Consider the following 24,881-nt stretch of genomic DNA (forward strand, 5'->3'; position numbering starts at 1 on the left):
TTCGCCGTCATGACGGCGTTCTTCGCGGTGACCGGACTCGTCTACGGCTTCTGGGCCCGGGAGCCGGCCGGCAAGGCGATCCTGACGGTGGCGTTCCTGATGTCCGGCCTGGTCGCGCTGTTCTGGTTCGTCCAGCACCAGCGGCTGGGCGGCGGCCGGGCCCAGGACCGCAAGGAGGCCGAGATCGCGGAGACCGCCGGACCGCTGGGGTTCTTCCCGGCCCGCAGCGGCTACCCCGTGCTCGCGGCGGTCGGCGTGACGGTCTTCGCCCTGGGACTGGTCTTCGCCCGGTGGCTGATCGTCGTCGGCGCCCTGGTGCTCGCGCTCGCCGTCGCCGGCTTCGTCTTCCAGTACCGCGACGACGGCGCGGGCTGAGCCGGCGCAGCAGCCGTCGGAGCGGGCCTCCCGGGGCGGGCTCGGGCGCCCGGACGGCCGGGGGAGCGGGGTGGGCCGGGGCGGTGAGGACGGCCGTCATCCGCTCCGACTCCCGCTCGGTGGAGGGGAGTTCGACCCGGTCGCGGAAGAACCAGGAGCTCGCCGCGGCCCGGACCCGCTCGTGCCGCGGCGCCCCCTCGGCGGCGGTGACCGGCTCCTCCGCGGCGCGCGCCAGCAGCACGTACCGCTCGGCCGCGGGCACCGGGCGGTGGTGGCCGGAGAAGCCGCCGTCGGGCGACTGGTCGATCCGGCCGGTCTCGTCGCCGTCCAGCAGCCGGGCGCGGTCCCTGGCCTGCAGGGCCAGGCAGAGGCGCCGGGTGAGCAGGAAGACCACCGGCGGCAGCACGATCAGCGCCGTGCGCAGCGCCACGGTGAGCGCGTTGACGGAGACCTCGAAGGTGTACGCGATCACGTCGTTGCCGCCGGCGACCAGCAGCACCGCGTAGACGGTGATCCCGGCGGTGCCCAGCGCGGTGCGGGTGGGCCGGTTGCGCGGACGGTCGCACAGGTGGTGCTCGCCGGTGTCGGCGTCGAGCCACCGCTCGACGAAGGGGTAGGCGTACAGCGCCGCGAACAGCAGGCCGGGCACCACCAGGGCGGGCAGGAAGACGTTCCAGGACACGGTGTGCCCGAACACCCTGGTCTCCGCGGCCGGCATCAGCCGCAGCGCCCCCTCGATGAAGCCGATGTACCAGTCCGGCTGCGCGCCCGTCCCGACCACGTCGGGGCGGTAGGAGCCGTACCGCCAGATCGGGTTGACCTCGGCGAGGAAGGACGACAGCGCCATCACGCCGCCCACCGCGAACATCAGACCCACCGTACGGGTGAGGAACTGGGGGAAGAACGGCATCCCCACCACGTTGCGATTGGTGCGGCCGGGGGCCGCCCAGTGGGTGTGCTTCAGCACCACCACCAGCGTCAGGTGCGCCCCGACCAGGGCCAGCAGCAGACCGGGGACCAGCAGGACGTGCACGGTGAACAGCCGGGGGATGACGTCCGTCCCGGGGAACTGGCCGCCGAAGGCGAACAGGGTGAGGTAGGTGCCGACCAGCGGCACCGAGAGCAGCACGCCCTCGGCGATCCGCAGTCCGGTGCCGGAGAGGGTGTCGTCGGGCAGCGAGTAGCCGGAGAACCCCTCCAGCAGCGCGAGGTTGAACAGCGTCACCCCGATCACCCAGTTGAGCTCGCGGGGGCGGCGGAACGCCCCGGTGAAGAACACCCGCAGCAGGTGCACCCCGATCGCCGAGACGAACAGCAGCGCCGACCAGTGGTGGACCTGGCGGATCAGCAGTCCACCCCGCACCTCGAAGCTGATCCGCAGGGTGGACGCGTACGCCTCGGACACCCGTACGCCGCTGAGCGGCAGGTAGGCGCCCTGGTAGACCACCTCGTTCATGCTCGGCCGGAAGAAGAGCGTCAGGTAGACGCCGGTCAGCAGCAGCACCACGAAGCTGTACAGCGCGAGCTCGCCGAGCAGGAAGGACCAGTGGTCCGGGAAGACCTTGCGCAGCAGCTCCCGGCCCGCCTCCGTGACCGGCAGCCGCCCGTCCAGGCGGGCCGTGAGGCGCTCGCCGGCGGACGGCTCGCGCCCCTTCGAAGCCCTGGTTTCGTCCACGGCAGGAACCTAGTGGGCCGCGCGGCGCACGGGGCGGTCGAGTGCTGCGGTTGCCGCGGCGGGCGTCGGCAGAGCACTCCAACGGGGGAACGGGCGCGGTCGGCCGCGTGGTGCGGGCGGTGCGGGCCGTTCGTCCGGGCGTGGTCGTCCGGGCGGTCAGTCCTCCGCGAGCAGCCGGGCGAGCGCGGCGTCCACGTCGAGGTGCTCGGACTCCGCGCCGGCCGGCACCAGCAGGAAGGAGTCCGAGAGGAACGCGGTGACCTCCCCCTCCGGCGCGCTGAGCACGGCCTGCGCGCCGTCGGGCCCCCGCAGGGTGATCAGCACCTCGCCCTCGTGCCCCGGGCTCACCCGGACGTCGCCGCTCCCGGCCGGGGCGTGCCGGCCCTCGTTCAACAGCTCGCGGCTGAAGTACCAGCACACCTGGGCCTCGACCGGCACGCACGCGCAGGGCGTCAGCGGGAACGCCAGGCAGGCCGCGTACGGCAGGCTCGGGTCGAACCGCAGCTCCGCGACGACCGGGACGTCGGGCAGCGGGCTGTCGGGGAAGGTGACGGGCATCGGGTGGACGGGCATCTGCATCGAACGACCCTCCTGTGGCCGTGAGGCCGGCCCCGGGTGGACCGGCGACCCCGTCCGGCGCCTACCCGGTGCACCGCGGCGCAGTCGACGGGCACCGAACCTCCACAACCCGCCCGTGCCACTCGGCCGCCCGGCCGGTACGGCCACGGCGCGAACGGGTGACGCGGGCCGGCCCGCCGGGGCATCATCGCGGGATGACGACGATCAGGACCCGGCGGGGGCGCCTCGGCATTCCGGCACTGGTGGCGCTCGCCGTGCTGGCGGCGGGGTGCGGGACGAGACATGTGGGCACCACCGCCCAGGACGCCGGCGCCGGCACGCCGACGACGGCCGCGACCCTGGCCCAGGGCAAGCCGGTCGACTTCCCCTGCCCCGGCGAGACCCCGACGCCGACCCCCACCCGTACGGCGGACCCCACGGCCGCGCCCACCCTGCCGCCCGACCACTACGCCGAGAACCACGGCTTCAAGGTGCCCCTCCCGCTGCGCGGCCGGAGCCGCTGCGACGGACTGGCGGCCGCCCAGCGCCTCAAGGAGGCGCTCGAACCGCTGCGCATGGGCAACGACTACACCCCGGAGAGCACCCGCGGCCGGCTCGCCGGCCTCGGCTACCCGGCGGAGAGGACGAACGTGTACGCCGTCTCGCGCACCGCGGTCCGCTTCCTCGTCGAGGCCCCCGGGATGTGCCTGACCGGGACGATGATCCCCGACTCCACCCAGGTGGAGGCCTTCGACGGCTACCCGGACCACCGCGGCTGCGACGAACCGCGGGGCGGCCACTGACACCCACCGCCCTTACCCTGAACTGAAGTTGACGACTGGCCGCGGAGTCGATCCGGGCCGGAGGGGACAGGGGCTGGCATGGTGCGACCGAGGGACGTCATCGACTGCGGGGCCTTCGCGCTGCGGCGCTGGCAGGGGCAACGGGACTTCACGGCGGCCTTCACGCTGATCGAGGAGTCCCTGGACCACCTGCGGCCCTGGGAGCCGTGGGTGGCCGGGCACGACGAGGAGCACACCCGGGCCCTGCTCGCCAGGTGCGACACCTGGTGGGCGAGCGGCGAGGTGTACACCTACGCCATCGCCGAGGACGGCACCCCGGTCGGCATGTGCCAGACCGTCCGCGTGGACCGGCCCGGCGTCCGGCGCGTCGGCTACTGGCTGCACCCGGCCGCCACCGGCCGGGGCCTCGCCACCCGGGCGGTGGCCGCGCTGGCCGAGGAGATGTTCACCCTGCCGGAGGTGGCCTACCTGGAAGTCGTGCACGACCGGGCCAACACCGCCAGCGCCGCCGTCCCGCGCCGCCTGGGCTTCACCGAACTCCGCCAGGAGCCGGCGGCACCGCCCGTCGCCCCGGCCGGCAGCGGGACCGCCCTGGTCTGGCGGCTGGACCGCCCGGCGCGCGCGGCCCGCCGACCTGCCCCGCGAACCGCCGGGGAGACGGGGAGCCGGGACGGAGTAGCCGACGCGGACGCCCACCGCAATGACGACCTCCGACAACTGCGGGCGGCATCTTCGTGACGGCAGGGCAGCGGTGGCGCCCGCCGGCGCGGATAGGCTCCGGACGACCGACACCATGATCACGATCTCCGGATCGGAGAGGGCGCCACCGCGTGAGCAACCAGCAGATCACCCCCAAGCAGCGGGGCTACCTGATCGTCAACTCCCACCCGGCCGGCAGCGAAGCCACCGTCGACCGCCAGTGGCGGCGCATCGAGCCCGCGGCGCCGGCCGGCCGGGCCCCGGTCGCCCTGGTCCTCGGCGCCAGCGCCGGCTACGGCCAGGCGATCCTGCTCGCCGGGCTGCGCCGCCAGGGCATCCGCGGCATCGGCGTCGCCTACGAGGCCGCCGCCACCGAGCGGCGCACCGCCACCGCCGGCTGGTACCGCACCGCCGCGACCTCCGCCCTGGTCGAACGCGACGGCGGCGACTTCACCTTCGTCAACGCCGACGCCTACGCCGACGCCACCCGCGCCGAGGTGCTCAAGCTCCTCACCGAGCGCTACGGCCCGGTCGACTACCTCGTCTACTCGCTCGCCTCGCCCCGGCGCACCGACCCGGCCACCGGAGAGGTCCACCACTCGGTGCTCAAGGCGATCGGCGCCCCGTACACCTCGCCGTCCCTGCTCTTCGAGGACGGAGCCCCGCAGATCGGCACCGTCGACCTCGACCCGGCCGACGAGGCCGAGCGGGCGGCGACCGTCAAGGTGATGGGCGGCGAGGACTGGCGGCTGTGGGTGCGGGCCCTGGCCGAGGCGGACCTGCTCGCCCCCGGCTTCACCACCGTGGCACTGTCCTACGTCGGCTCCGAGCTCACCGCGCCGGTCTACCGGCAGGGCACGATCGGCGCCGCCAAGGAGCACCTGGAGGCCACCGCCGGGCAGCTGCGGACCGGGCTGCTCGCCGACCGCGGCCGGGCCTTCACCGTCGTCGCCGGCGCGGCCGTCACCCAGGCGTCCACCGCCATCCCCTCCATCGCCCTCTACACCTCGCTGCTGCGCAACGTCCTCGGCGAGGACGGCTGGCGCACCACCGACGACCAGGCCGTGGACCTGTGGGAGCAGCTGACCGGCGCGAAGGATCTCACCCTGGACGAGCAGGACCGCATCCGCCTGGACGGCTGGGAGCTCGACGCCGCCGTGCAGGAACGGGTGCGGGAGCTGTGGGCCGACCCGGCGACCGCGCTGGCCGCCGACCCGACCGGATCGGCCTGGTTCTACAACCAGTTCCGGCAGCTCTACGGCTGGGACGTCCCCGGCGTCGACTACACCGCCGCGGTCGAGACCTCGGTGCCCTGGCCCGCGTGACGCGAAGGTTCGTTCACGGCAGCCCTGATGTGGTCCGGGAGCTGCTCGTAGGCGACGGGTTCGCCGCACAGCCGCCGGACGGAGGCCAGTCCCAGGCTGGCCCGTCCGGTGGCCTCCACCAGCGCGCGGGAAGCGACGTAGAAGTCCCACTGGCTGATGTCCAGCGGGTCGTAGTCGGCATGGGTGCGCGCGGTGTGGAGGGCGAAGACGTAGACGTCGGCGTTGTAGGACGGCTCCGGGGCGTCTCCGGCGGCGGGTGTCCAGGTGCGTCCGCGCAGCCGGGAGAAGCGGATATCCGACAGCCGGCGCTGGCCCCAGGCCTGGAGGTAGGCGCTCGTCTTCACCTCGATCCTGAGCCCGTTCGGCGCCAGGACGTCGAAGCTCTCCCACTCCGCGTTGCGCCGGACCGCGCCCACCGCCCGGTGGACCAGGAACTCGGCCAGCAGGCCCCGGGTGGTGTTCGTCCGGAGGTCGGGCATCGCGTAGCGCCAGAACTCCAGCACCGTCCCGGCGTCCGTACCCAGGAAGGCCTCGCCGCCCTGAAATAGCGTCAGTTCGGCCGGGGTGTGCCAGTCTTCGGGGACGGCGGTGGGGTCGTGAGTCATGCCGTCAGCCTGCCACCCGCCGGGCAGGGGGCGGTACCGCGCTCGGAAGCGGATGCCCGGCGGCCGCCCGGTCGGAGTGGGGATTTCGATGGCTTCCGCCGACTGGCGATGGTCCGAAGGCCGTTCGACCGGTAGGCCGTCGACGGTGGGCGAGCGGGTGCGGCCCGTCATCCCGCCGCGGATCCGGACGGCTGCCGACGGGTGCGGGCCCGGTCCAGCAGCAGGACGGCGGCCGCGGCCAGCAGCGCCGCGCCCAGCGCGTAGACCGGCAGCCAGAGCGTGGTGGTGGCGGCCAGGCAGTCGGCGACGGCGTGACCGGCCTGCTGCTCCTGGGCGGCGGCGAGCGCGGCGTCGTCCCGGGCGGCCAGGTCGCCGAGGGCGGCCTGGGCCTGCAGCCGCGCGTAGTCGCCCAGGTGGGGGCAGTCACCTCGGGTGCCCGGCATCGGGAAGAGCCAGGGCCAGCGTTGCATCGCGGGGGCGAGCGTGAGGGCCACGGTCAGGCCGATGACCAGCGTGTAGGCGGCCAGGTTCCGGGCGTAGCCGGCCCCGGCGTCCGTGGCGCGGCTCGGCGGGCGGGTGGAGGAGAGCACCACCGCGAGGAGGGTCAGCCCGATGTAGCTGGAGAACCACTGCCAGGAGCCGGAGGAGAGCGAGAAGGCGAGCACGGCGGCCAGGGCGGTGCCCAGGACCCCGGCCCGGGGGCTCACTCCGGGGACCGGAGCGGGCTCCCGGGCGGCTCGGCGGCTGCGGTCGCGGTCTTCCATGCGTTCTCCCCTGGCCGGCGGCGGGCCACCAGTCCCGGCGGCGGGCCACCAGTCTCCGGGCCAGGGCGGCCGGGGCCCTCGCACCATGCCGGTCCGCCCGCCGCCTCGCCCGGTTGGCGGGCGCACCATCCCGGCCCGGGCCCTCGGGCCCTCAGACAGGCTCGGGCGCTCCGACCGGCTCGGGCGTCCGGACCGGTTCGGGCGGCCACGGGCCGTGCGCCGCCACCCGGGCGCGCAGCCCGCGCAGCGCCCGGGCGGAGGCGATCCCCACCGCGCCGCTGACCTGGCCGTCCCGGACGCAGACGGCGGCGAAGCGGTGTTCCTCCAGGCTGCCGTCGACCACCTCGAAGTGCTCGGCGCCGCCGGGCCGGCCGAACACCTGGACCCGCAGCCCGTACTGGTCGGTCCACAGGTACGGGACCGGCCGGTAGGCCTGGCGGGCGCCGTCCGGGCCGGCCAGCAGGTTCCGGACCGCGTGCACGGCCTGCTCGGTGGCGTTGGTGCGCTGTTCGACGCGCCGGTGCCGGCCGGTGCGCGGGTCGGGCCAGGAGGCGGCGTCCCCGGCCGCCCAGACTCCGGGGCCGGCGGCGCAGTAGGCGTCGCAGACCACGCCGTCGTCCAGCGGGACGCCGCTGCCGGCCAGCCACTCGGTGGCGGGTTCGGACCCGACGGCCATCAGCACGGCGTCGGCGGCCAGTTCGGAGCCGTCGGCGAGCCGGACGCCCGCGGCCCGGCCTCGCCGTTCGAGCAGCGCGGTGGCCACGCCCCGGTGGAGCCGCACCCCGTGCTCGCGGTGCAGGCCGGCCAGCAGCGCGGCCGTCTCGGTGCCCAGGACGGCGGCCAGCGGCGTGGCGGTGGAGGTCAGCCAGGTGACCTCGGCGCCGAGACCGACGGCGGTGGCCGCCGCCTCGGCGCCGAGCAGTCCGCCGCCGACCACCAACAGCCGTACGCCCGGGCGCAGTTCCTCGCGCAGGGCGAGGGCGTCGGCGAGGGTGCGCAGCACGTGCGCCCCGGGCCGCGGCGCGTCGGCGCCGGGCAGCCGGCGCGGGCGGACCCCGGTGGCCAGGATGACGGCGTCGCAGCGCACCGCCCGGCCGTCGGAGAGCCGTACGGTCCGTTCCCGGCGGTCCAGCCGCTCGGCCCCGACCCCGAGGCGCAGGTCGAGCCTCAGCTCGTCCAGCGCCTCGGGGCCGCGCAGGGCCAGGCGCTCGGGCTGCCACTCGCCGCCGAGCACGTGCTTGGACAACGGCGGCCGGTCGTACGGCGGTTCGGGCTCGGCCCCGATCAGGGTGAGGCGGCCGTCGTAACCGGACCAGCGCAGCGCCTCGGCGGCGTGCAGCCCGGCCGCGCCCGCGCCGACCACGGCCACCTCCCGCGGTGCGGTCACACCTGCTCCAGCCGGATCGCCGAGGCCGGGCAGACCGCGGCGGCGTCCCGGACGGCCTGGTGGAGCCCGGCGGGCGGCCGGGCGTCGAGCAGGACGACGATGCCGTCCTCGTCGCGCTGGTCGAAGACGTCGGGGGCGGCGAGCACGCAGCTCCCGGCGCCGCAGCACTTTTCCTGGTCGATCCGGACGAGCATGGTCTTCCCTTCGGAACGGGTGCCCCGGCGGTGGACTCCGAGGCGGGGCAGGTGGGTCGGTGCGGTCGTGGTGGCTCCCCGGGGGAGCCCGGTCACCAGGAGACCGGCAGTTCGTGGAGGCCGTAGACGAGCATCTCGCCGCGGAAGGGGACCTCCTCGAACGGTACGGCCAGGCGCAGTTCGGGCAGCCGCCGCAGGACGCTGGTCAGCGCGATCTGCAGCTCCAGCCGGGCCAGCGGCTGTCCCAGGCACTGGTGGACGCCGAAGCCGAAGGCCAGGTGGCGGCGCGCGTCGCGGGTGAGGTCGAGCTCGTCTGCGCCCGGGAACTCCCGCTCGTCCCGGTTGGCGGTGTTGACCATGCAGATGACGCCCTCGCCCGCCTTGATCCGCACACCGTCCAGGCCGACGTCCTCGGTGGCGATCCGGGTCAGGCCGGAGTGCACGATGCTCAGGTAGCGCAGCAGCTCCTCGACCGCGCCGGGCACGGACTCGGGGTGCTTGCGCAGGTGGTCGAGCTGGTCGGGGTTGCGCAGCAGGGCGAGCACGGAGAGCGAGGTCATGTTCGCGGTGGTCTCGTGTCCGGCGACCAGCAGCAGCCGGCCCATGCCGGCGATCTCCTCGGTGCTCAGCTCGCCGCGCTCCACCAGGCGGCTGAGGATGCTGTCGTCGGGCCGGGCGCGCTTGGCCTCGGTGAGCTCGACGAGGTAGTCGGCCAGCTTGGTCTGGGCGGCGGAGACCTCCTCGGCGGTGGAGGCGCGGCGCAGCAGGACGCGGCTGCAGCCCTGGAAGAAGTCGTGGTCCTGGTAGGGGACGCCGAGCAGCAGGCAGATGACCAGCGACGGCAGCGGCAGCGCGAACTCGCGGACCAGGTCGGCGCTGGTGCGTCCGTCGGTCATCCGGTCCAGCAGCTCGTCGGCGATCCGCTGGACCTCGGGGCGCAGCGCCTCGACCTTCTTGACCATGAACTCGCCGGTCAGCATCCGGCGGAAGTGGGCGTGCTCGGGGTCGTCCATCCGGATGATGGTGGGCCGGCCGCTGTTCAGCTGGCGGGCGCCCTCGCTGACGAACGGGTAGCCGGGGCGGGTGGAGTCGGCGCTGAACCGGGGGTCGGAGAGGACCGCCTTGATGTCCTCGTGGCGCGTGATCAGCCAGCTGGTGGAGCCGTCCCACAGGGAGACGCGGCTGACCGGTTCCTCCCGCCGGGCCTGGTCGTAGGCGGGCGGCGGGGCGAACGGGCAGGTGCCGCGGGCGGCGGGGTGGGTGAAGCGCGGGGTCTTCTCGGCGGTGGCCATCGGTGAGTCCCCTTCCGGGAGTTGAGTCGGGGCCATATTTACGTGCCCAAAGCAACTAACTGAACGTCACGCTAACTCGCGTTCCGTGGTGGCGAAAGGGGTGCGCGGACGTCGGCCGAAACTGTCCGAAATCCGGCCGTGGCTCCCCGTTGCTGCCGCGGCCGTCCCGGATCGCTACAGTTCCCCCATGTCGGACGAAGAAGCCGCCGAGGACGATCGGACCACCGCCACCGAACCGGGAGGCCTGGACGGACTGGAGGACGTCCTGGACACCCTGGCCTACCTGCTGACGCGCTCACAGGAGCACGAGCGCCGGATGGCGAGAGCCGGTGTCACGGCCGCGCGCTCGGACGTCTACCTGCTGCGCGCGCTCGTCGAGACCGACGGGCCCAGCCGGGTGAGCGACCTCGCCGCCCGGCTGATGGTCAAGTCCTCCCACGTCACCAGGCAGATCGACCGCCTCCAGGGGCAGCGGCTGGTGGAACGCACCCAGGACACCCAGGACCGACGGGCCCGCCGGGTGGCGATCACGGCCGACGGACGGGAACTGATCGACCGTCTGAAACAGGCCAACCTCGCCTCCCTGGGCGACGTGCTGGACGGGGTCCCCGAGCCGGACGTCGCCGCCACCGTCAGCGTGCTGCGTCACCTGATCGACCGGTACGTGCACCGGGTGCGCATCGGCCTCACCGAGGACGACCCGCTCCCGGGCCGGGCGGACGCCGGCGCCCCCCGGCCGGCGGCCCGGCTCGGCGCCGCCGCGTACGACGGCGGTTGAGCCGGGGGAGCACCCGGGTACGTCACCCGGCATGTCGGACGAGAAGAACCGCGCCGTGGCCGAGACGATCCTCCCGCTGGTCGGTGGCGCCGCCAACATCCGCTCGGTCGCCCACTGCATGACCCGGTTACGGCTGGGCCTGGCGGACCGCTCCCTGGTCGACACCGAGGCGCTCCGGGCGCTGCCGGCGGTCCTGGGGACGGTCGAGGACGACACCTACCAGATCGTGCTCGGGCCCGCCGCCGTCGCCGGGGTCACCGCCCAGCTGAACCGGTTCCTGGAGTCCCCCGACGCACCGGCCGCGGCGGGCGGAGCGGCCGGAGCGGCCCGGGCGGGCGGACGGGAGGAGCCGGGGCCCGCCCCCACCGCCGAGGAGCTCGCCGCGCGCGGCGAACGCATCCGGACCCGGGCCCGGGTGCGCAACGCGACCCCGGTGAAGCTGGCGCTGCGCCGGATCGCGAACATCTTCGTCCCGCTGATCCCCGCCCTGATCGGATGCGGGATCGTCGCCGGCCTCTCCGGTGCCCTCGCCAACCTCGGCTGGGCGCCGGCGCTGGTCACCGCCCTGGGACCGGTCTCCGCCGGATTCATGTCCCTGATCGCCGTCTTCGTCGGCTACAACACGGCGAAGGAGTTCGGCGGCACACCCGTGCTCGGCGGAGCCGTGGCCGCCGTGATCGTCTACGCCGGGGTCGCCAAGGTGGAGGCCTTCGGCCACCACCTCACCCCCGGGCAGGGCGGTGTGGTCGGCGCGCTCGGCGCCGCGCTGCTCGCGGTGTACCTGGAGCGCTGGACCCGTCGGCTGGTGCCCGCCGCCCTGGACGTCCTGGTCACCCCCACCGTCACCGTCCTGCTCGGCGGGCTGGCCGCGCTGTTCGGCCTGATGTTCGTCGCCGGGGAGATCTCCACCGCCATCGGTCACGGCGCCACCTGGCTGCTCGCCCACGGCGGGCTGCTCGCCGGACTCGTGCTCGGCGGCCTCTTCCTGCCGCTGGTCATGCTCGGCCTGCACCAGGCGCTGATCCCGATCCACACCACCCTGATCCAGCAGCAGGGCTCCACCGTCCTGCTGCCGATCCTCGCCATGGCCGGCGCCGGGCAGGTCGGCTGCGCCGTGGCCGTCTACCTGAGGCTGCGCCGCAACGCCTCGCTGCGGGCCACCATCAGGTCCGCGCTCCCGGCGGGCCTGCTCGGCGTCGGCGAGCCCCTGGTCTACGGCGTCACCCTGCCGCTGGGGCGCCCCTTCGTCACCGCCTGCGTCGGCGGCGCGGCCGGCGGCGCCTTCGTCGGGGTGGCCGGCCAGCTCGGCGGCGCCGTCGGATCCACCGCGATCGGCCCGTCCGGCTGGGCCCTCTTCCCGCTGCTGGCCGGTCCGCACGGACTCCTCGCGGCCGCCGCCGTCTACGGTGGCGGGCTGCTGACGGGCTACCTGGTGGGCTTCCTGGCCACCTACTTCTTCGGCTTCACCCGCGAGGCCCTCGCCGAGTACGACTCCGCCGGCAGCGCGGACGGGAGCCCGGAGACGGACCGGGCCGCCGCCGAGCAGGTCGGCGACGGCCAGGGCCGGTGAGGCCGGGGCAGCGCGGTGCGGCCGGTCAGGTCGCCAGGAAGCGCTCCCGGTGCACCTGCTCGGGCGGCACCCCGGCCGAGGCGGCGGCGCGCAGCACCGCGTCCACCATGGCCGGCGGCCCGCAGACGTACAGGTCCGGTGCGGCGCCGCCGGGTTCGGGCAGGGCGGCGGCCAGCAGGTCGGCCGGGGTGCCGGTCGGCCCGAACCAGCCGGGGCCCGGCTTCCACACGCAGACCTCGTACCGGAAGCCGGGCAACTCGACTGCCACCGCGGCGAGTTCGTCCAACCCGTAGACGTCCTGCGGCTCGTTGACGCCGAGGAACAGCCGGGCCGGCTGCGGATCCTGCCACTCGGCCATCCGGCGGACCATCGCCAGCAGCGGGGCCAGGCCGGTGCCGCCGGCCACGAACCAGCGCGGACGCAGGCCGGTCTCGTGCAGGCCGAAGGCGCCCTGTGGGCCGTGCACGGTGAGCCGGTCGCCCGGGCGGGCCCGGTCCGCGAGGTAGGACGAGAAGTGCCCGCCCTCCCGCAGCCGGACGTAGAACTCCAGCCGGCCCTCCCAGTTGCCGGTGTCGGCGAGCGAGTACGCGCGCCCGGCCTCGTCGCCGGGGGCCTGGAGCTCCATGAACCGGCCCGGGTCGAACTGGCAGTCCGGGTCGTCGAGGTGCAGCTCCAGCCGCACGGTGTCCTGGGTCACCCGGTCCAGCACCGAGACGACGGCCTCGCGGACCGGGATGCCGCCGTACAGGATGCGGGACTGCTCGTACGGCAGCACGGCCGTCAGCGGCCCGCACGGGAAGGTGCGGCAGAGCAGCACCTCGCCGCGCTCGCGCGCGCCCGGCGGGAGGGCCTGCTCGCTATCGTGCGCACCCGATCGGGTGCAACGGGCGCCGCGTTCAGCGGACACCGCGCGCGCGTCGCACGTGTCCGGCGCGCCGACTGATCACACTCCGAGGGCCACATTGTGCTCGAACGATGAAAGGACCGAGGTGAAGCCCAGTCAGGATCCGGTGACGACGCTCACCTGGAGACGCCGATTCGGCAGGGCGGTGGGCACCGCCCTGGCCCTGACACTCGTCCCCTTCGGAATGTCCCTCGTCTCACCGACGGCGGCGCACGCGGCCGGCCTCCCGGGCGGCCTCGGGCCGTGCCTGGGCGCCGACTGCCCGGCGACCTTCCCGCCGGTCAACAACGGGCCCTTCGCGGGCCGCGACGCCGGCGTGAACATCTTCGTCGGCGGCGACTTCCACGTCAGCGAATCGGCCGCGGAGGCCGAGGGACACGTGGTGACCCTCGGCGACTTCGACGTGAACAAGGCCGCCGGAGTCAGCTCCGTCTACAACATCGGCATCGTCGGCGTCGGCTCACGCGTCCCCCCGCCGGACGGGGCCGACTTCCTCACCACCGGGGGCAACGTCACCATCGCCCCGGGACAGTCGCTGCTGGCCGAGGGCGGTGTCGTCCGCTACGCGGGCACGGCCACCGGCACCATCACGGGCACGAAGATCCAGGACGCCCAGGCCGTGGCCGCCTACACGCCGCTGCGCGGGGAGCTGCAGACCGCGAGCCAGTGCTACGCCGGGGTCAGCGCGCCCCGCCCCGCCACCGGAACCGCCGTCAACCAGGGGTTCCAGACCCTGTTCACCGGTGACGGCACCTCCGCACTCCAGGTCTTCAACGTCGACTTCGACCTCGTCGGGCGCGGCGGTGCCACCCAGGGCATCGCGTTCGCCGGTATCCCCGCGAACGCGACCGTGCTGGTCAACCTGGTGGGCGCCGCCCGCACCATCAACACGTACAGCGGCAGCCTCGAGGACACCGACCCCTGGAACCAGCTGCGCGAGCGTCTGCTGTGGAACTTCCCCACCGCGACGACGGTCACCCTCACGGGCTCGGGGCAGTTCCAGGGCAGCGTGCTCGTCGGCAACCCGGCCAGCACCGCTTCGATGAGCCTGCCCGGTCTGAACGGACGGTTCTTCACCACCGGCACGCTGCTGCACAACTCCGGCGGCCGCATGACCGGGACCGAGTTCCACGCCTACCCCTTCGACGGCGACCTCCCGGACTGCAACCCGCCGGCCCCGACCGGCTCGACCAGCGTGACGAAGGTCGACTCCGTCACGGGCCAGACCCTGGCGAGCGCCACCTTCCAGCTGTGGCGGGAGACCAACGGCGTCGCGGGCCTGCAGACCTCGGGGACCACTCCGGACACCAAGGTGGGCGCCCCCTGCACCACCGCGCGCAACGGCCTCTGCTCCGCCGCCGACCTGCCGCTGGGCACCTACTACTGGGAGGAGACCCAGGCGCCTCCGGGCTACGACCTGCCGCAGCCCGCGGTGACGACGGTGGTCCTCGACACGGCCGGGCAGAACGTCCCGGTCACCGTCGGCGACACCCTGAGCCCGGTCGAGGAGACCGGGTCCACCAGCGTGACCAAGGTGGACTCGGCGACCTCGCTGCCGCTGGCGGGGGCGACCTTCCAGCTGTGGCGTGAGACCAACGGTGTCGCGGGCCTGCAGACCACCGGGGCGACCCCGGACACCCCTGTGGGCGCTCCGTGTGTGACCCCGGCGTCGGGCGTCTGCTCCGCGACCGACCTGCCGCTGGGCACCTACTACTGGCAGGAGACGGCGGCGCCTCCCGGGTACGACCTGCCCGAGCTCAACGTGACCACGGTCGTGCTGAACACCAACGGGCAGAACGTCCCGGTCACCGTCGCCGACACCGAGACGGCCGCCCCGACGGCGTCCACCAGCGTGACCAAGGTGGACTCGGCGACCTCGCTGCCGCTGGCGGGGGCGACCTTCCAGCTGTGGCGTGAGACCAACGGTGTCGCGGGCCTGCAGACCACCGGGACGAACCCCGACACCGCCGTGGGCTCCCCGTGCGTGACCCCCGCGTCGGGCGTCTGCTCGGCGACCGACCTGCCGCTGGGCACCTACTACTGGCAGGAGGTCTCGGCCCCCGACGGGTACGAGCTGCCCGATCTCAACGTGACCACCGTGGAACTGGACGCGAACGGGCAGAACGTGGCGGTCACCGTCGCCGACACCCAGACCGTCGCTCCGACCGGTGCCACCAGCGTCACCAAGGTCGACTCCGTCACCGGACAGCCGCTCGCCGGAGCCTCCTTCCAGCTGTGGCGCGAGAGCAACGGCGTGGCCGGCCTCCAGACCTCCGGGGCGAACCCGGACACGGCCGTGGGCTCGGCGTGCGTGACGCCCGCGTCGGGCGTCTGCGTCGCGGACGGCCTGCCGCTGGGCACCTACTACTGGCAGGAGACGGCGGCGCCTCCCGGCTACGACCTGCCGCAGCCCGCGGTGACGACGGTGGTGCTGGACACCGACGGGCAGAACATCCCGGTCACGGTGAAGGACGTGAAGTCGGTCGTGCCGACCGGGTCCACCACCGTCACCAAGGTGGACGCCGAGACGGGCCACCCCCTGGCGGGCGCGGTCTTCCAGCTGTGGCACGAGACCAACGGCGTGCCCGGTCTGCAGACCAACGGGACCAACCCGGACACCGCCGTCGGCTCCCCGTGTGTCACCCCGGCCACGGGTGTCTGCTCGGCGGACGACCTGGCGCTGGGTACGTACTACTGGCAGGAGACCGTTGCGCCTCCCGGCTACGAGCTGCCGCAGCCCGCGGTGACGACGGTGGTGCTGGACGCGGCCCGGCCGGATGTCCAGGTGACCGTCCGTGACGTGAAGACGGTCGTGGCGACCGGGTCCACGTCCGTCACCAAGGTCGACTCGGTCACGTCGCGGCCGCTGGCGGGTGCGGTCTTCCAGCTGTGGCACGAGACCAACGGCGTGCCCGGTCTGCAGACCGGCGGGGCGAACCCGGACACGGCCGTGGGCGCTCCGTGCGTGACGCCCGCGTCGGGTGTCTGCTCGTCGACCGGCCTGGAACTGGGTACGTACTACTGGCAGGAGACCTTCGCTCCTCCCGGCTACGAGTTGCCGCGGCCCGCGGTGACGACGGTCGTGCTGGACGCGGCCAGGCCGGACGTCCCGGTCACCGTCAAGGACGTGAAGTCGTCCGCCCCGAACGGGTCAACCTCCGTCACGAAGGTGGACGCCGACACCGGGAAGCCGCTGGCGGGGGCGACCTTCCAGCTGTGGCGCGAGACCAACGGCTTCGCGGGCCTGCAGACCGAAGGGACCAACCCGGACACCCCCGTGGGCGCTCCGTGTGTGACCCCCGCGTCGGGTGTCTGCTCCGCCCACGACCTGCCGCTGGGCACGTACTACTGGCAGGAGACGGCGGCGCCTCCCGGCTACGAGCTTCCGCAGCCCGCGGTGGCCACGGTCGAGCTGACCGAGGACTGCCCGTGCGTGGAGATCACGGTCAAGGACAGCAAGGAGTGCCCGCCGCCTCCGTGTCCGCCCACCCCCTGCCCGCCGGACGACGACTGGCGTGCGGTCGCGCGGTACACCCCCGTACCGGGCTTCCTCTGGGCGAAGAACGCCTGAGGTGACCAACCGGCCGGAGGAGTCGCGAGCGGCTCCTCCGGCCTCGTCGTGCCGGGCCGGTGCCAGGGTGCTTCGGCGGGTGGCGTCCGGGGCCCTACGATGTCGCCATGAGCGGGAGCCTTCGGATATCAGGTGCACACCATGCGCAGGAGCATCGGGACGACGAGCGGCTGGACGCCGCGGCCGGCATCCTGGCGCTGCTCGCGGACCGCACCCGGCTCGCCCTGCTCCAGCGGCTGAGCGCCGGTGAGGCGGACGTGACCACCCTCACCGAGGCGACCGGAGCCCCGCGGACGTCGGTCAGCCAGCACCTCGGCAAGCTCCGGCTGGCGGGGCTGGTCACGACCCGCAAGGACGGCCGGCGCGTCGTGTACGCGCTGCGCCACGGCCATCTGCGGCGGCTGGTCGACGAGGCGCTGAGCGTCGCCGACCACCAGATCGGCGGGCTCCCGCCGCACGACTGACCCCCCCCGCTCGACCCGGCTCCGCGGCCCGTGCCCTCCGGGGTGCGGGCCGCTTTCCGGTCAACATGTGCACATGCATGCACATGTTGACCTATCCTGGTCGTGTCGTCCTGCCGCGCCCAGTCGAGCGGGGTCCGCCATGCTGTCCGTGCTGCGCAACCGCACCTATCTGCACCTGTTCGCCGCCCAGATCGTCGCCCTGGTGGGCACCGGCCTCGCCACGGTGGCGCTCGGCCTCCTGGCGTACGACCTCGCCGGAGCGGACGCCGGATCGGTGCTCGGCACCGCGCTGGCGATCAAGATGCTCGCGTACGTCGGCATCGCCCCGGTGATCTCCGCGCTGGCCCACCGCATCCCGCGGCGGCGGCTGATGGCCGCCTCCGACCTCACCCGGGCCGCGGTGGCCCTCACCCTGCCGTTCGTCACCGAGGTGTGGCAGGTCTACGTCCTGATCTTCGTCCTGCAGTCCGCCTCGGCGGCCTTCACCCCGGCCTTCCAGTCGGTGATCCCCGAGGTGCTGCCCGAGGAGCGTGAGTACACCCGCGCCCTGTCGCTGTCCCGGCTCGCCTACGACACCGAGAGCCTGGTCAGCCCGGTGCTCGCGGCCGCGCTGCTCGCCCTGATCAGCTACAACTGGCTGTTCTGGGGCACCGCGGCCGGGTTCCTCGCCTCCGCGGCGCTGGTGCTCTCCGCCATCCTGCCCAAGCCGGGTCGCCCGGAGGCCGTCCACTCGGAAGCTTGTCGCTCGGGGCGGGCCGGGCCCGGCGGGGGCGTCCTCGCGAGGTCCGGACGCGGCACCCGGCTGTTCCTCGCCGTACCCCGGCTGCGCGCGATGCTCGCCCTGGACCTCGCGGCGGCCGCCGCCGGTGCGATGGTGATCGTCAACACCGTCGTCTACGTCCGCGGCCAGCTCGGCCGCCCGGCCGCCGACGTCCCGATCGCGCTCGGTGCCTACGGCGCCGGGTCGATGGCCGTGGCGCTGCTGCTGCCCCGGGTGCTGGACCGGGTGCCGGACCGGATCGTCATGCTCCCGGCGGCCTTCGGCATCGTCGGGCTCTTCGCCCTGCTCGCCGCGCTCACGGCCGCTGGGCCTGGCGCCTGGCGCTGGCCCGTCCTGCTCGCCGTCTGGGCCGCCTTCGGCGCGGCCGGCTCACTGATCCTCACCCCCACCGGCCGCGTCCTGCGCGACTCGGTGGCCGGGGAGGACCTCCCCGCCGTCTTCGCCGCCCAGTTCTCGCTCTCCCACGGCTGCTGGCTGCTCACCTACCCGCTGGCCGGCTGGCTCGGCGCCACCCTGGGCCTCGGCGCGGCCTCCGTCGCCCTCGGCGGTGTCGCCCTCGCCTCCGGTGCGCTGGCCGCCCGGGCCTGGCGCGGGGTGCCCGGGGCGGGGAGCGCGACCGGCCGGGCCGCCGGCTCCGCTCCCGGCGGGCGTGCCGGTCGGCGGGCACGGCCGCGCGGCCTGAGCGGGGTGCCGGGAAGTGCGGGGGCGGGGCGGCGCCTGCCGGGGTAGGGCCGGTCCGGCGGGACGGTCAGGGCTGCTCCCCGGCCCGCAGTTCGGTGGTGAGCTGACGCCGGCCGGCGACCAGTGCCTCCGCCACCACCCCGAGCCCGACCAGCAGGGCTAGGCCCACGGTGGGCAGCAGCACCGGCAGCAGCGTGGGGGTGACGACCTCCCCGACCCTGACGCCGACCAGCGTCGAGATGTCGAACGCGCCGCCCAGCAGAGCGACCGCCGCGGCCGCGACCAGGCCGCCGCCCACGGCCGTGGCCAGCGTCCGCGGCAGCGCCTCGGTGACGATCAGCGCCAGCCCCTGGCGGGGCCGCAGGCCCATGGTGCGCAGCCGGGCGAGCAGGGCCGTGCGGTCGGCCGCGGCCCGGACCAGGGTCAGCAGCACGGCGAGCAGGGCGTACCCGGCGCCGGCCGCCGCCGCGTACCAGAACAGCCGCTCGGCGGCGTGCTGCAGCGGGTCGTCGCCGAGCGCGGCGGCGGTCTCCCGGCTGCTGTGCACCGTGAATCCGGCGGGCAGGCCGTGGGTGTCCTTGCCGACGGCCGTGGCGCTGTCCGCGATCAGCTTGGCCAGACCGACGGGCTGGGCGCCGCCGTTGTTCCGCAGGGCCGTCCTGACCCCTTCGGGGTCGATGTCGCCGACGGCGAACCACTGGTTCGGCCGCCGGGCGTCCGGCAGCCGCTCCCAGGCGGAGCCGGCCGAGACGACGGCGAACGGCTTGCCCGGGTCGGGCAGCGCGGGGGTGGCGGCGACGATCCCGGCGACGCTGAGGCGCAGGTCGTTGCCGTTGGGCGTGCGGATCTGGGACGGCCCTGCGGCCAGGCGCTCGGCCAGGTCGCGGCTGACCAGCGCGGGCACCGGGGTGTCCCGGCCGCCGGGCGTCCCCGCCAGCTTCGCCGCGTCGAACCCGTCGACCCCGAGGGTCCGGGCGATCTCCGCGTACGCCGCCGGATCGGCCACCATCACCAGGTAGGCCTCGGTGGCACTCCGGTCGTCGTCGACGACGCGGACCTTGGGCTGGATCTGGACCGCGGTCGAGGCCCGGACGCCCGGCAGGGCGGCGGCGGCCTCGGCGAACGGCCCGGTCAGGGCGGCGTAGTCCGGGAGGGAGACGCCGATGTCCCCGCCCGTGGCGATGCGCGCCGCCCGGGTCCGCGCGTGGTCGACGGTGTCGAGCACGGTGGCGCCGAAGCCGGTGGTGGTGACGGCGATCAGCAGGGCGAGCAGCGGCAGCACGGAGGGCTTGCGGCGGCCCGAGCCGTCGCGGGCGGCCCGGGCGAGGCCGAGGAAGCCGATCAGGCCGCGGCCCCGGCCGAGGAGGGCGGCCAGCCGGCCGACCGCCACCGGCTCGACGCGGGCCAGCACCAGTCCGCCGGTGACGGCGAGCAGGAGCGGCGCGGCGACCAGCAGCGGGTCCACCGCGGCCCCCGAGTGGCCGACGCCCCGGCGGCGGACCTCCGCCACGGCCGCGACGGTGACCGCCAGGACGGCGAGTTCGCCGACCAGTCGGCGCCGGCCGCCGGCCGGCCTCCGCCGGGACCACAGCAGGGCCGCGCGGACCGGAAAGGCCAGCAGCGCGATCAGGGTCGCGACCAGCGCCGCCAGCACCGCGCGTTCCCACCGGGGGGTGGGCAGCAGCACCAGGGCGAGGGCCGTGCCGAGCACGGCGGCGGGCAGCACGGTGACCGCGCCCTCGGCGACCAGCCGTCGCAGCACCCCGGCGCGGGAGCCGCCGCGGGCCTGGAGCAGCCGGATCTCGGCGGCGCGCCGGTCGGTGGTGAGCGCGGCGGCCAGGAACAGCACCACGGTGGCGACGCCCGCGACACCGGCCGGGCCGATCGCGCTGAGCGGCAGCGTGGCCCGGTAGCGCCGGTCCGCCTCGGTGAGGATCTCGGGCAGGCCCGAGACGGTGTGCAGGTCGGCGCGCCTGGTCCGGTCGACCAGGGCGGTGGCGTCGCGCCCGGTCAGGAAGGACGTGACGACGCCGCGGGTTTCGTCGATCCGGTCGGTGCGCAGCGAGGCGGGGTCGACGGGCAGCCGCCAGAAGTTCTCGGCGTTCGACCCCCAGCGGACCATCGCGGGCAGGCTGCCGCCGTCGACGAACCCGCTGGTCGACCAGTGTTCGTAGTCGGCCTTGGTGTTCAGGCAGGCGCGGGCCGGGCAGCCGAGTTCGTCCCAGAACGGGTCCTGGGGGTCGTTGACCCGGTAGAGGCCGACCACCACGGTGGTCCGCCTGGCGCCCGAGCCCGCGGCGCCGTTGTCGATGACGTCACCGAGTTTGATGTGGATGGTCTCCGCGGCCTGCTTGCTGACCACGATCGGCAGCGGGCCGCCGACGGTGCCGGGGGTCGGCCAGGTGCCGTCGGTGAGGGTGGCCCGGGAGGCCAGGTCGTGCAGGTAGAGCAGGCCGAGGGCCGGGTAGGGCTCCTTGTCGGAGATGTGGGCGTACCCCGGATTGGCCATGGAGTGCTCGCTGAGGGCGCGGGCGCCGTAGGCCTGGTTCCGTTGGGCCGGCGTCAGCTGCCCGCCGACCTGCTCGACGAGTTGCTGCTGCACCCGGTCGAGTGTGGCGGCGGTGTCGTCGTCCCGCGTCCTGGAGGTGGTCTGCAGGCTGGTCGGGTGGAGGCCCTTCTGCCGGACGAAGTCCTGGAGGGCCGTGTCCGCGCCCCGGTCCGTGACGCGGGGGAAGGCCGCCGCCAGGAAGACGGTGACGAACGCGAGGGCCGCCATGAGCAGCGCGGCCAGCGGGTTGGCCCGCAGTCTGGTGCGCACCCAGGGGGCGGGGTCGCGGGCGTGGGCGTGGGCGGAGTCGGGGGTGGGCGCGGGGCTGGGCGCGGTGGTGCCGGCCTGGGTGGTCACATCTCCCCCTCGTCCTGCTGCCGCTCCCCACGGGCATGCAGGCGCAGTGATCACCGGCCTTCGGTCGCCGGATAGCGGACGATGCTGTCAGATTCGGTCGGCGATCGGAAGGGATTCGCATCGATCGAGTAAGTAATGGAATCTTTCCGTGAATTGGCGGCATCGGCGCCAAGGGAGAAGCCCGTGAAAGGGCGTGCACATTTCACAACTCCGGCTTCAGTGCACTCCTTTGACCTGCGAACTTCCCATTCGGGAACATTCCTGCCCGGGATGCTGAACCCGAGCGGCCGTCGTGTCCGTTGTGCCGGCGTTCCGCCCGCTGAGGCCGGGGCAGTCGGGTCAGGAACTGGTCTGGGCGGTGCAGGTGCCGAACCGGTCGCCGGGCTGGATGCTGCCGTCGCCGAAGGTCTGGTTCATGACGGTGGCGAACTCGGGCAGGACGCTCATCCGGATGTCGGAGAGCGCGAGGTCGACCCGGGGCGGGACCACGGACTGGACGAAGGGGGTGATCTGGGGCCGGGTGGGGATGTTGTACACGGGGATGCGGGTGCCCGCGGGGTCGCTGTCGGTCTGCACGACGAAGGTGCTGTCGCCGGAGAGGCTGCCCTCGAGGTTGGTGGCCTGCACGTAGTGGCCGGCGGTGTCGGTCAGGGTGAAGCCGCCCTTGGCCGCCGTGCGGATGTAGACGGAGTCGGCCAGGGTGACGGGGTTGCCGACGGCGGTGAGGTCGATGGTGACCGTCCCGGTCGCGTCCTTGTCCAGGAAGGCCGAGGCGTTGCTGCCGGGGGTGAGGGGCTTGAAGGTGACGCCGTTCTTCGTCCAGGAGACCGTGCAGTCGGCGCTGCCGGTGGCCATGTTCAGGGTGACGGGCGCGCCGGCGTAGGCGAGGTGCGCGAGGGCGACGGTGCCGGCGAGGGCGGCGACGGCGACGGCTATGGTCTTCGGGGACATGCGAGGGGCTCCTGGTGCTCGGGCGTCTCCCCCCGGGCTCCCAGCCTCCTGGGACCGGCGGGGCCCGGCAATCCCGGTGCGCCGAGCAGGGGCATCACCCGTGGTGACGGGCCCTCGGTGTTCCGCCGTGCGGTGGGGAGGTCAGCCGAGTTCGTTCCTGTGGACGACGCCGCCCTTGACGATGAGGCGCAGGTTGCGTTCGGGGGCGGCGAGGACGGACAGGTCGGTGGTCGGGTCGCCGTCGACGACCAGGAAGTCGGCCCACGCCCCCGGTGCGATGACTCCGAGCGGCGCCGCCCGGTAGGGGTCACGGCGGCCGGCCATGCGGAACAGTTCCGCGTTGCCGGAGGTGGCCAGCTTCAGGGCCTCGACGGGGCCGAGGTGGTTGCCGAGCCGGACGAGCATCTCGTTCTGCCGGTGGGCCTTCCCGGGATCGAACACCAGGTCGGTGCCGAAGGCCAGCCGGACGCCGTGGCGCAGTGCCCAGCCGAAGGTGCGGGCGACGCCCTCGCACACCTCGCGGTTCTTGCGGTCGCTGTCGGGGGAGGCGTAGTGGTGGTCGTCGACCTCGAACGGCTGGGTGCTCAGCCACACGTTCTTCTGCGCGAGGTGGCGGACGGTGTCCTCGTCGACGAGGTGCCCGTGCTCGATGCAGCGCACCCCGGCGTCCACCGCGCGGCGCACGCCCTCGGAGGTGTAGACGTGCGCGGCCACGTAGGTGCCCCAGTCGGCGGCCGCGGCCACCGCCGCCTCGAGTTCCGCGGTGGTGAACTGCAGCACGTCCAGCGGGTCGAACTCGGAGACGACACCGCCGCCGGCCATCAGCTTGATCTGCGCCGCGCCCTTCCTCAGCTGCTCGCGCACCGCGGCGAGCACCCGCTCCGGCCCGTCGGCCACCCGCGTGAACCCGAGCTGTTCGGTGCGGGCCTGCGGACCGCCGAACGCCGTCGGGGTGTCGTGGACGGCCCCGAAGTCACCGTGGCCGGAGGTCTGGGACACCGCCGCCTGGCTCGGGTAGATCCGCGGGCCCGGGAACAGCCCGCGGTCGAGGACCCGCCGAAGCGGCTCGGTGTCACCCGCCATGTCCCGGACGGTGGTGAAGCCGCGCATCAGCATGTCGCGGGCCGAGGCCAGCGCCTGGTAGTAGACGGCGCCGGTCGCTCCCAGCCGCAGCTCCGCCATGGTGCCGCCGATCGCGAACAGATGGACGTGCGCGTCCGTGAGCCCCGGGATGAGCGTGCGGCCGCCGCCGTCGAGCACCGTCGCCCCCGGGGTACTTCGCGGGGGCTGGGCGCCCCGCACCACCTCGGCGATCCTGTCCCGCTCGATCCGGACGTGCCCCGGCACCGGCTCCGCGCCGATCCCGTCGAAGACACGCACGTTCGTCACCAGCAGCCCGCCGGCGGAGCCGTCGACACCCATGCCGCCATCCTCGCCCGGCCGGGGGACCACCACCAGACGGCACACCCGGGCGGAGGCGGTCAGGCAACCGGCTCAGCCCCGCGGGCGCCCACCACGCCGGGCTGGTGAGCTGTGCTGGGAGCCCGCGGCTGGACCGGTCTTCCACCGCTCCTGGAGGAGGAACCCGTGCCGGACCCGACGACCTCGTACGCGGACCTGCGCGCCCTGGTGATCAACTGCACGCTGAAGCGCTCCCCGGAGCGCAGCCACACCCAGGGCCTGATCGACGTCAGCACCCGCATCCTGGAGCGGCAGGGCGTCGCGGTCGATGTCCTGCGGGCGGTGGACCTCCACATCGCGACGGGCGTGTGGCCGGACATGACCGAGCACGGGTGGGAGACCGACGAGTGGCCGGTGATCTACTCGCAGGTCATGGCCGCCGACATCCTCACGCTGGCCGGACCGGTGTGGCTGGGAGACAACTCGTCGGTGATGAAGAAGGTGATCGAGCGGCTGTACGCCTGCTCGTCGATCCTCAACTCCCAGGGCCAGTACGCGTACTACGGACGGGTCGGCGGCTGTCTGATCACCGGGAACGAGGACGGCGCCAAGCATTGCGCGATGAACGTCCTCTACAGCCTCCAGCACCTGGGGTACACCATCCCGCCTCAGGCCGACGCGGGTTGGGTGGGGGAGGCGGGCCCGGGGCCGTCGTACCTGGACCCGGGATCGGGCGGGCCGGAGAACGACTTCACCAACCGCAACGCCACCTTCATGACCTGGAACCAGCTCCACCTGGCCCGCATGCTCAAGGACGCCGGCGGCATCCCGGCGTACGGCAACCAGCGCTCCGAGTGGGACGCGGGCTGCCGCTTCGACTTCGAGAACCCCGAACACCGCTGAGGATGACGTCAAGGAGCAGGTGGACGACACCGGCGCCTGTGCGATGGAACTTCATTCGGGCGGTTCAAGGGGACGGAACGGTGCAGCAGGGTGTGCGCAGGTAAGTAGCGACTTGGAACTCCGGCTCGTAAGCCGATTGGCTACTTATCGGTGCCACGAAGGGGAAGTGTGAGGTGGGCCGCCGGGCGAGGTGCCAGCCCGTGGGCTGGTCCTTTTCCCAGCGGCCTCCTCCCGAACCCGTCGTGCGACGTTAACCGCAACGGGCTCTCCAGTGACTTCCGTGAGGTGCGCTTTC

Annotated in this window: 20 protein-coding genes and 1 pseudogene; 10 read left to right on the top strand and 11 right to left on the bottom strand. The window is 74.1% G+C overall.

Annotation, left to right across the window (positions count from 1 at the left end; all coding sequences use genetic code 11):
- Nucleotides 1-9: 9 nt before the first annotated feature.
- Nucleotides 10-375: a cytochrome c oxidase subunit 4 gene (locus ACIQ87_RS38125; protein WP_402416493.1), complete on the top strand. Its 366-nt coding sequence runs from the start codon at nucleotides 10-12 to the stop codon at nucleotides 373-375.
- Between the two features lie 64 nt (nucleotides 376-439).
- Here ACIQ87_RS38125 and ACIQ87_RS38130 read toward each other — a convergent pair.
- Nucleotides 440-2,050 (bottom strand): annotated as a pseudogene (locus ACIQ87_RS38130) (cytochrome bc complex cytochrome b subunit); the annotation flags it as partial.
- Nucleotides 2,051-2,206: 156 nt separating this feature from the next.
- Nucleotides 2,207-2,629, bottom strand: coding sequence for an SsgA family sporulation/cell division regulator (locus ACIQ87_RS38135; RefSeq protein WP_402416443.1), 423 nt, complete (start codon nucleotides 2,627-2,629; stop codon nucleotides 2,207-2,209).
- 194 nt (nucleotides 2,630-2,823) lie between these two features.
- Between ACIQ87_RS38135 and ACIQ87_RS38140 the strand changes: the two genes are divergently transcribed.
- From ACIQ87_RS38140 to ACIQ87_RS38150, 3 genes are all read left to right on the top strand, one after another.
- On the top strand, nucleotides 2,824-3,411 hold the full coding sequence (locus ACIQ87_RS38140; RefSeq protein ID WP_402416446.1) for a hypothetical protein: 588 nt from the start codon (nucleotides 2,824-2,826) through the stop codon (nucleotides 3,409-3,411).
- Nucleotides 3,412-3,489: 78 nt separating this feature from the next.
- On the top strand, nucleotides 3,490-4,149 hold the full coding sequence (locus tag ACIQ87_RS38145) for a GNAT family N-acetyltransferase (protein WP_402416447.1): 660 nt from the start codon (nucleotides 3,490-3,492) through the stop codon (nucleotides 4,147-4,149).
- 92 nt (nucleotides 4,150-4,241) lie between these two features.
- The gene (locus tag ACIQ87_RS38150; protein WP_402416450.1) at nucleotides 4,242-5,435 is read left to right on the top strand and encodes an enoyl-[acyl-carrier-protein] reductase FabV; all 1,194 of its coding nucleotides are present in this window, start codon (nucleotides 4,242-4,244) and stop codon (nucleotides 5,433-5,435) included.
- On the opposite strand, the gene ACIQ87_RS38155 is transcribed toward ACIQ87_RS38150, so the two are convergent.
- The 5 genes from ACIQ87_RS38155 to ACIQ87_RS38175 form a co-directional block, all read right to left on the bottom strand.
- Complete coding sequence (locus ACIQ87_RS38155) at nucleotides 5,393-6,040, bottom strand: hypothetical protein (RefSeq protein ID WP_402416452.1); 648 nt, start codon at nucleotides 6,038-6,040, stop codon at nucleotides 5,393-5,395. The genes ACIQ87_RS38150 and ACIQ87_RS38155 overlap by 43 nt on opposite strands.
- A gap of 167 nt (nucleotides 6,041-6,207) precedes the next feature.
- On the bottom strand, nucleotides 6,208-6,804 hold the full coding sequence (locus ACIQ87_RS38160; RefSeq protein ID WP_402416455.1) for a hypothetical protein: 597 nt from the start codon (nucleotides 6,802-6,804) through the stop codon (nucleotides 6,208-6,210).
- 151 nt (nucleotides 6,805-6,955) lie between these two features.
- Complete coding sequence (locus ACIQ87_RS38165; RefSeq protein WP_402416457.1) at nucleotides 6,956-8,191, bottom strand: NAD(P)/FAD-dependent oxidoreductase; 1,236 nt, start codon at nucleotides 8,189-8,191, stop codon at nucleotides 6,956-6,958.
- Nucleotides 8,188-8,385, bottom strand: coding sequence for a ferredoxin (locus ACIQ87_RS38170; RefSeq protein ID WP_402416460.1), 198 nt, complete (start codon nucleotides 8,383-8,385; stop codon nucleotides 8,188-8,190). The genes ACIQ87_RS38165 and ACIQ87_RS38170 overlap by 4 nt, the downstream gene beginning before the upstream one ends.
- Before the next feature lie 92 nt (nucleotides 8,386-8,477).
- Entirely contained in the window at nucleotides 8,478-9,677 is a 1,200-nt protein-coding gene (locus tag ACIQ87_RS38175; RefSeq protein WP_402416463.1) for a cytochrome P450, read from the bottom strand.
- A gap of 187 nt (nucleotides 9,678-9,864) precedes the next feature.
- Here ACIQ87_RS38175 and ACIQ87_RS38180 point away from each other — a divergent pair, with 187 nt between their 5' ends.
- Together ACIQ87_RS38180 and ACIQ87_RS38185 are read left to right on the top strand one after the other, a co-directional pair.
- Nucleotides 9,865-10,455: a MarR family winged helix-turn-helix transcriptional regulator gene (locus ACIQ87_RS38180; RefSeq protein ID WP_402416466.1), complete on the top strand. Its 591-nt coding sequence runs from the start codon at nucleotides 9,865-9,867 to the stop codon at nucleotides 10,453-10,455.
- Between the two features lie 31 nt (nucleotides 10,456-10,486).
- A complete protein-coding gene (locus ACIQ87_RS38185; protein ID WP_402416468.1) occupies nucleotides 10,487-12,025 on the top strand; it encodes a PTS transporter subunit EIIC in 1,539 nt (512 codons plus the stop codon).
- Between the two features lie 25 nt (nucleotides 12,026-12,050).
- Here ACIQ87_RS38185 and ACIQ87_RS38190 read toward each other — a convergent pair whose 3' ends face one another.
- Nucleotides 12,051-12,932 carry an FAD-binding oxidoreductase gene (locus tag ACIQ87_RS38190; protein ID WP_402416471.1) on the bottom strand — a complete coding sequence of 294 codons (882 nt, stop codon included), beginning with the start codon at nucleotides 12,930-12,932 and terminating at the stop codon, nucleotides 12,051-12,053.
- Between the two features lie 181 nt (nucleotides 12,933-13,113).
- Between ACIQ87_RS38190 and ACIQ87_RS38195 the strand changes: the two genes are divergently transcribed.
- From ACIQ87_RS38195 to ACIQ87_RS38205, 3 genes are all read left to right on the top strand, one after another.
- The gene (locus tag ACIQ87_RS38195) at nucleotides 13,114-16,500 is read left to right on the top strand and encodes a SpaA isopeptide-forming pilin-related protein (RefSeq protein ID WP_402416473.1); all 3,387 of its coding nucleotides are present in this window, start codon (nucleotides 13,114-13,116) and stop codon (nucleotides 16,498-16,500) included.
- 107 nt (nucleotides 16,501-16,607) lie between these two features.
- Nucleotides 16,608-16,964 (top strand): ArsR/SmtB family transcription factor, encoded by a 357-nt coding sequence (locus ACIQ87_RS38200; protein WP_392880600.1) that lies wholly within the window; start codon nucleotides 16,608-16,610, stop codon nucleotides 16,962-16,964.
- A 139-nt stretch (nucleotides 16,965-17,103) separates the two neighbouring features.
- Complete coding sequence (locus tag ACIQ87_RS38205; protein WP_402416477.1) at nucleotides 17,104-18,474, top strand: MFS transporter; 1,371 nt, start codon at nucleotides 17,104-17,106, stop codon at nucleotides 18,472-18,474.
- A 19-nt stretch (nucleotides 18,475-18,493) separates the two neighbouring features.
- Here the strand turns inward: ACIQ87_RS38205 and ACIQ87_RS38210 are convergent, their stop codons facing one another.
- The 3 genes from ACIQ87_RS38210 to ACIQ87_RS38220 all read right to left on the bottom strand — a co-directional run bounded on the left by ACIQ87_RS38210 (nucleotide 18,494) and on the right by ACIQ87_RS38220 (nucleotide 23,704).
- Nucleotides 18,494-21,331 (bottom strand): hypothetical protein, encoded by a 2,838-nt coding sequence (locus ACIQ87_RS38210; RefSeq protein ID WP_402416480.1) that lies wholly within the window; start codon nucleotides 21,329-21,331, stop codon nucleotides 18,494-18,496.
- 339 nt (nucleotides 21,332-21,670) lie between these two features.
- On the bottom strand, nucleotides 21,671-22,282 hold the full coding sequence (locus ACIQ87_RS38215) for a hypothetical protein (RefSeq protein ID WP_402416482.1): 612 nt from the start codon (nucleotides 22,280-22,282) through the stop codon (nucleotides 21,671-21,673).
- Nucleotides 22,283-22,423: 141 nt separating this feature from the next.
- The gene (locus ACIQ87_RS38220) at nucleotides 22,424-23,704 is read right to left on the bottom strand and encodes an amidohydrolase family protein (protein WP_402416485.1); all 1,281 of its coding nucleotides are present in this window, start codon (nucleotides 23,702-23,704) and stop codon (nucleotides 22,424-22,426) included.
- Nucleotides 23,705-23,869: 165 nt separating this feature from the next.
- On the opposite strand from ACIQ87_RS38220, the gene ACIQ87_RS38225 reads away from it, so the two are divergent.
- Nucleotides 23,870-24,586 carry a flavodoxin family protein gene (locus tag ACIQ87_RS38225; protein WP_402416488.1) on the top strand — a complete coding sequence of 239 codons (717 nt, stop codon included), beginning with the start codon at nucleotides 23,870-23,872 and terminating at the stop codon, nucleotides 24,584-24,586.
- The last annotated feature ends 295 nt before the right edge of the window (nucleotides 24,587-24,881 follow it).

This window comes from Kitasatospora sp. NPDC096204 (genome assembly GCF_044763205.1).
Lineage (GTDB): Bacteria > Actinomycetota > Actinomycetes > Streptomycetales > Streptomycetaceae > Kitasatospora.

Excerpts from the sequence above, each read along its gene's own strand:
- ACIQ87_RS38125 (WP_402416493.1), top strand. The coding sequence starts at position 10 with ATGACGGCGTTCTTCGCGGTGACCGGACTCGTCTACGGCTTCTGGGCC.
- ACIQ87_RS38185 (WP_402416468.1), top strand. The coding sequence starts at position 10,487 with ATGTCGGACGAGAAGAACCGCGCCGTGGCCGAGACGATCCTCCCGCTG.
- ACIQ87_RS38170 (WP_402416460.1), bottom strand. The coding sequence starts at position 8,385 with ATGCTCGTCCGGATCGACCAGGAAAAGTGCTGCGGCGCCGGGAGCTGC.
- ACIQ87_RS38215 (WP_402416482.1), bottom strand. The coding sequence starts at position 22,282 with ATGTCCCCGAAGACCATAGCCGTCGCCGTCGCCGCCCTCGCCGGCACC.
- ACIQ87_RS38175 (WP_402416463.1), bottom strand. The coding sequence starts at position 9,677 with ATGGCCACCGCCGAGAAGACCCCGCGCTTCACCCACCCCGCCGCCCGC.
- ACIQ87_RS38145 (WP_402416447.1), top strand. The coding sequence starts at position 3,490 with ATGGTGCGACCGAGGGACGTCATCGACTGCGGGGCCTTCGCGCTGCGG.
- ACIQ87_RS38205 (WP_402416477.1), top strand. The coding sequence starts at position 17,104 with ATGCTGTCCGTGCTGCGCAACCGCACCTATCTGCACCTGTTCGCCGCC.
- ACIQ87_RS38200 (WP_392880600.1), top strand. The coding sequence starts at position 16,608 with ATGAGCGGGAGCCTTCGGATATCAGGTGCACACCATGCGCAGGAGCAT.
- ACIQ87_RS38140 (WP_402416446.1), top strand. The coding sequence starts at position 2,824 with ATGACGACGATCAGGACCCGGCGGGGGCGCCTCGGCATTCCGGCACTG.
- ACIQ87_RS38180 (WP_402416466.1), top strand. The coding sequence starts at position 9,865 with ATGTCGGACGAAGAAGCCGCCGAGGACGATCGGACCACCGCCACCGAA.
- ACIQ87_RS38195 (WP_402416473.1), top strand. The coding sequence starts at position 13,114 with ATGTCCCTCGTCTCACCGACGGCGGCGCACGCGGCCGGCCTCCCGGGC.
- ACIQ87_RS38135 (WP_402416443.1), bottom strand. The coding sequence starts at position 2,629 with ATGCAGATGCCCGTCCACCCGATGCCCGTCACCTTCCCCGACAGCCCG.
- ACIQ87_RS38155 (WP_402416452.1), bottom strand. The coding sequence starts at position 6,040 with ATGACTCACGACCCCACCGCCGTCCCCGAAGACTGGCACACCCCGGCC.
- ACIQ87_RS38220 (WP_402416485.1), bottom strand. The coding sequence starts at position 23,704 with ATGGGTGTCGACGGCTCCGCCGGCGGGCTGCTGGTGACGAACGTGCGT.
- ACIQ87_RS38160 (WP_402416455.1), bottom strand. The coding sequence starts at position 6,804 with ATGGAAGACCGCGACCGCAGCCGCCGAGCCGCCCGGGAGCCCGCTCCG.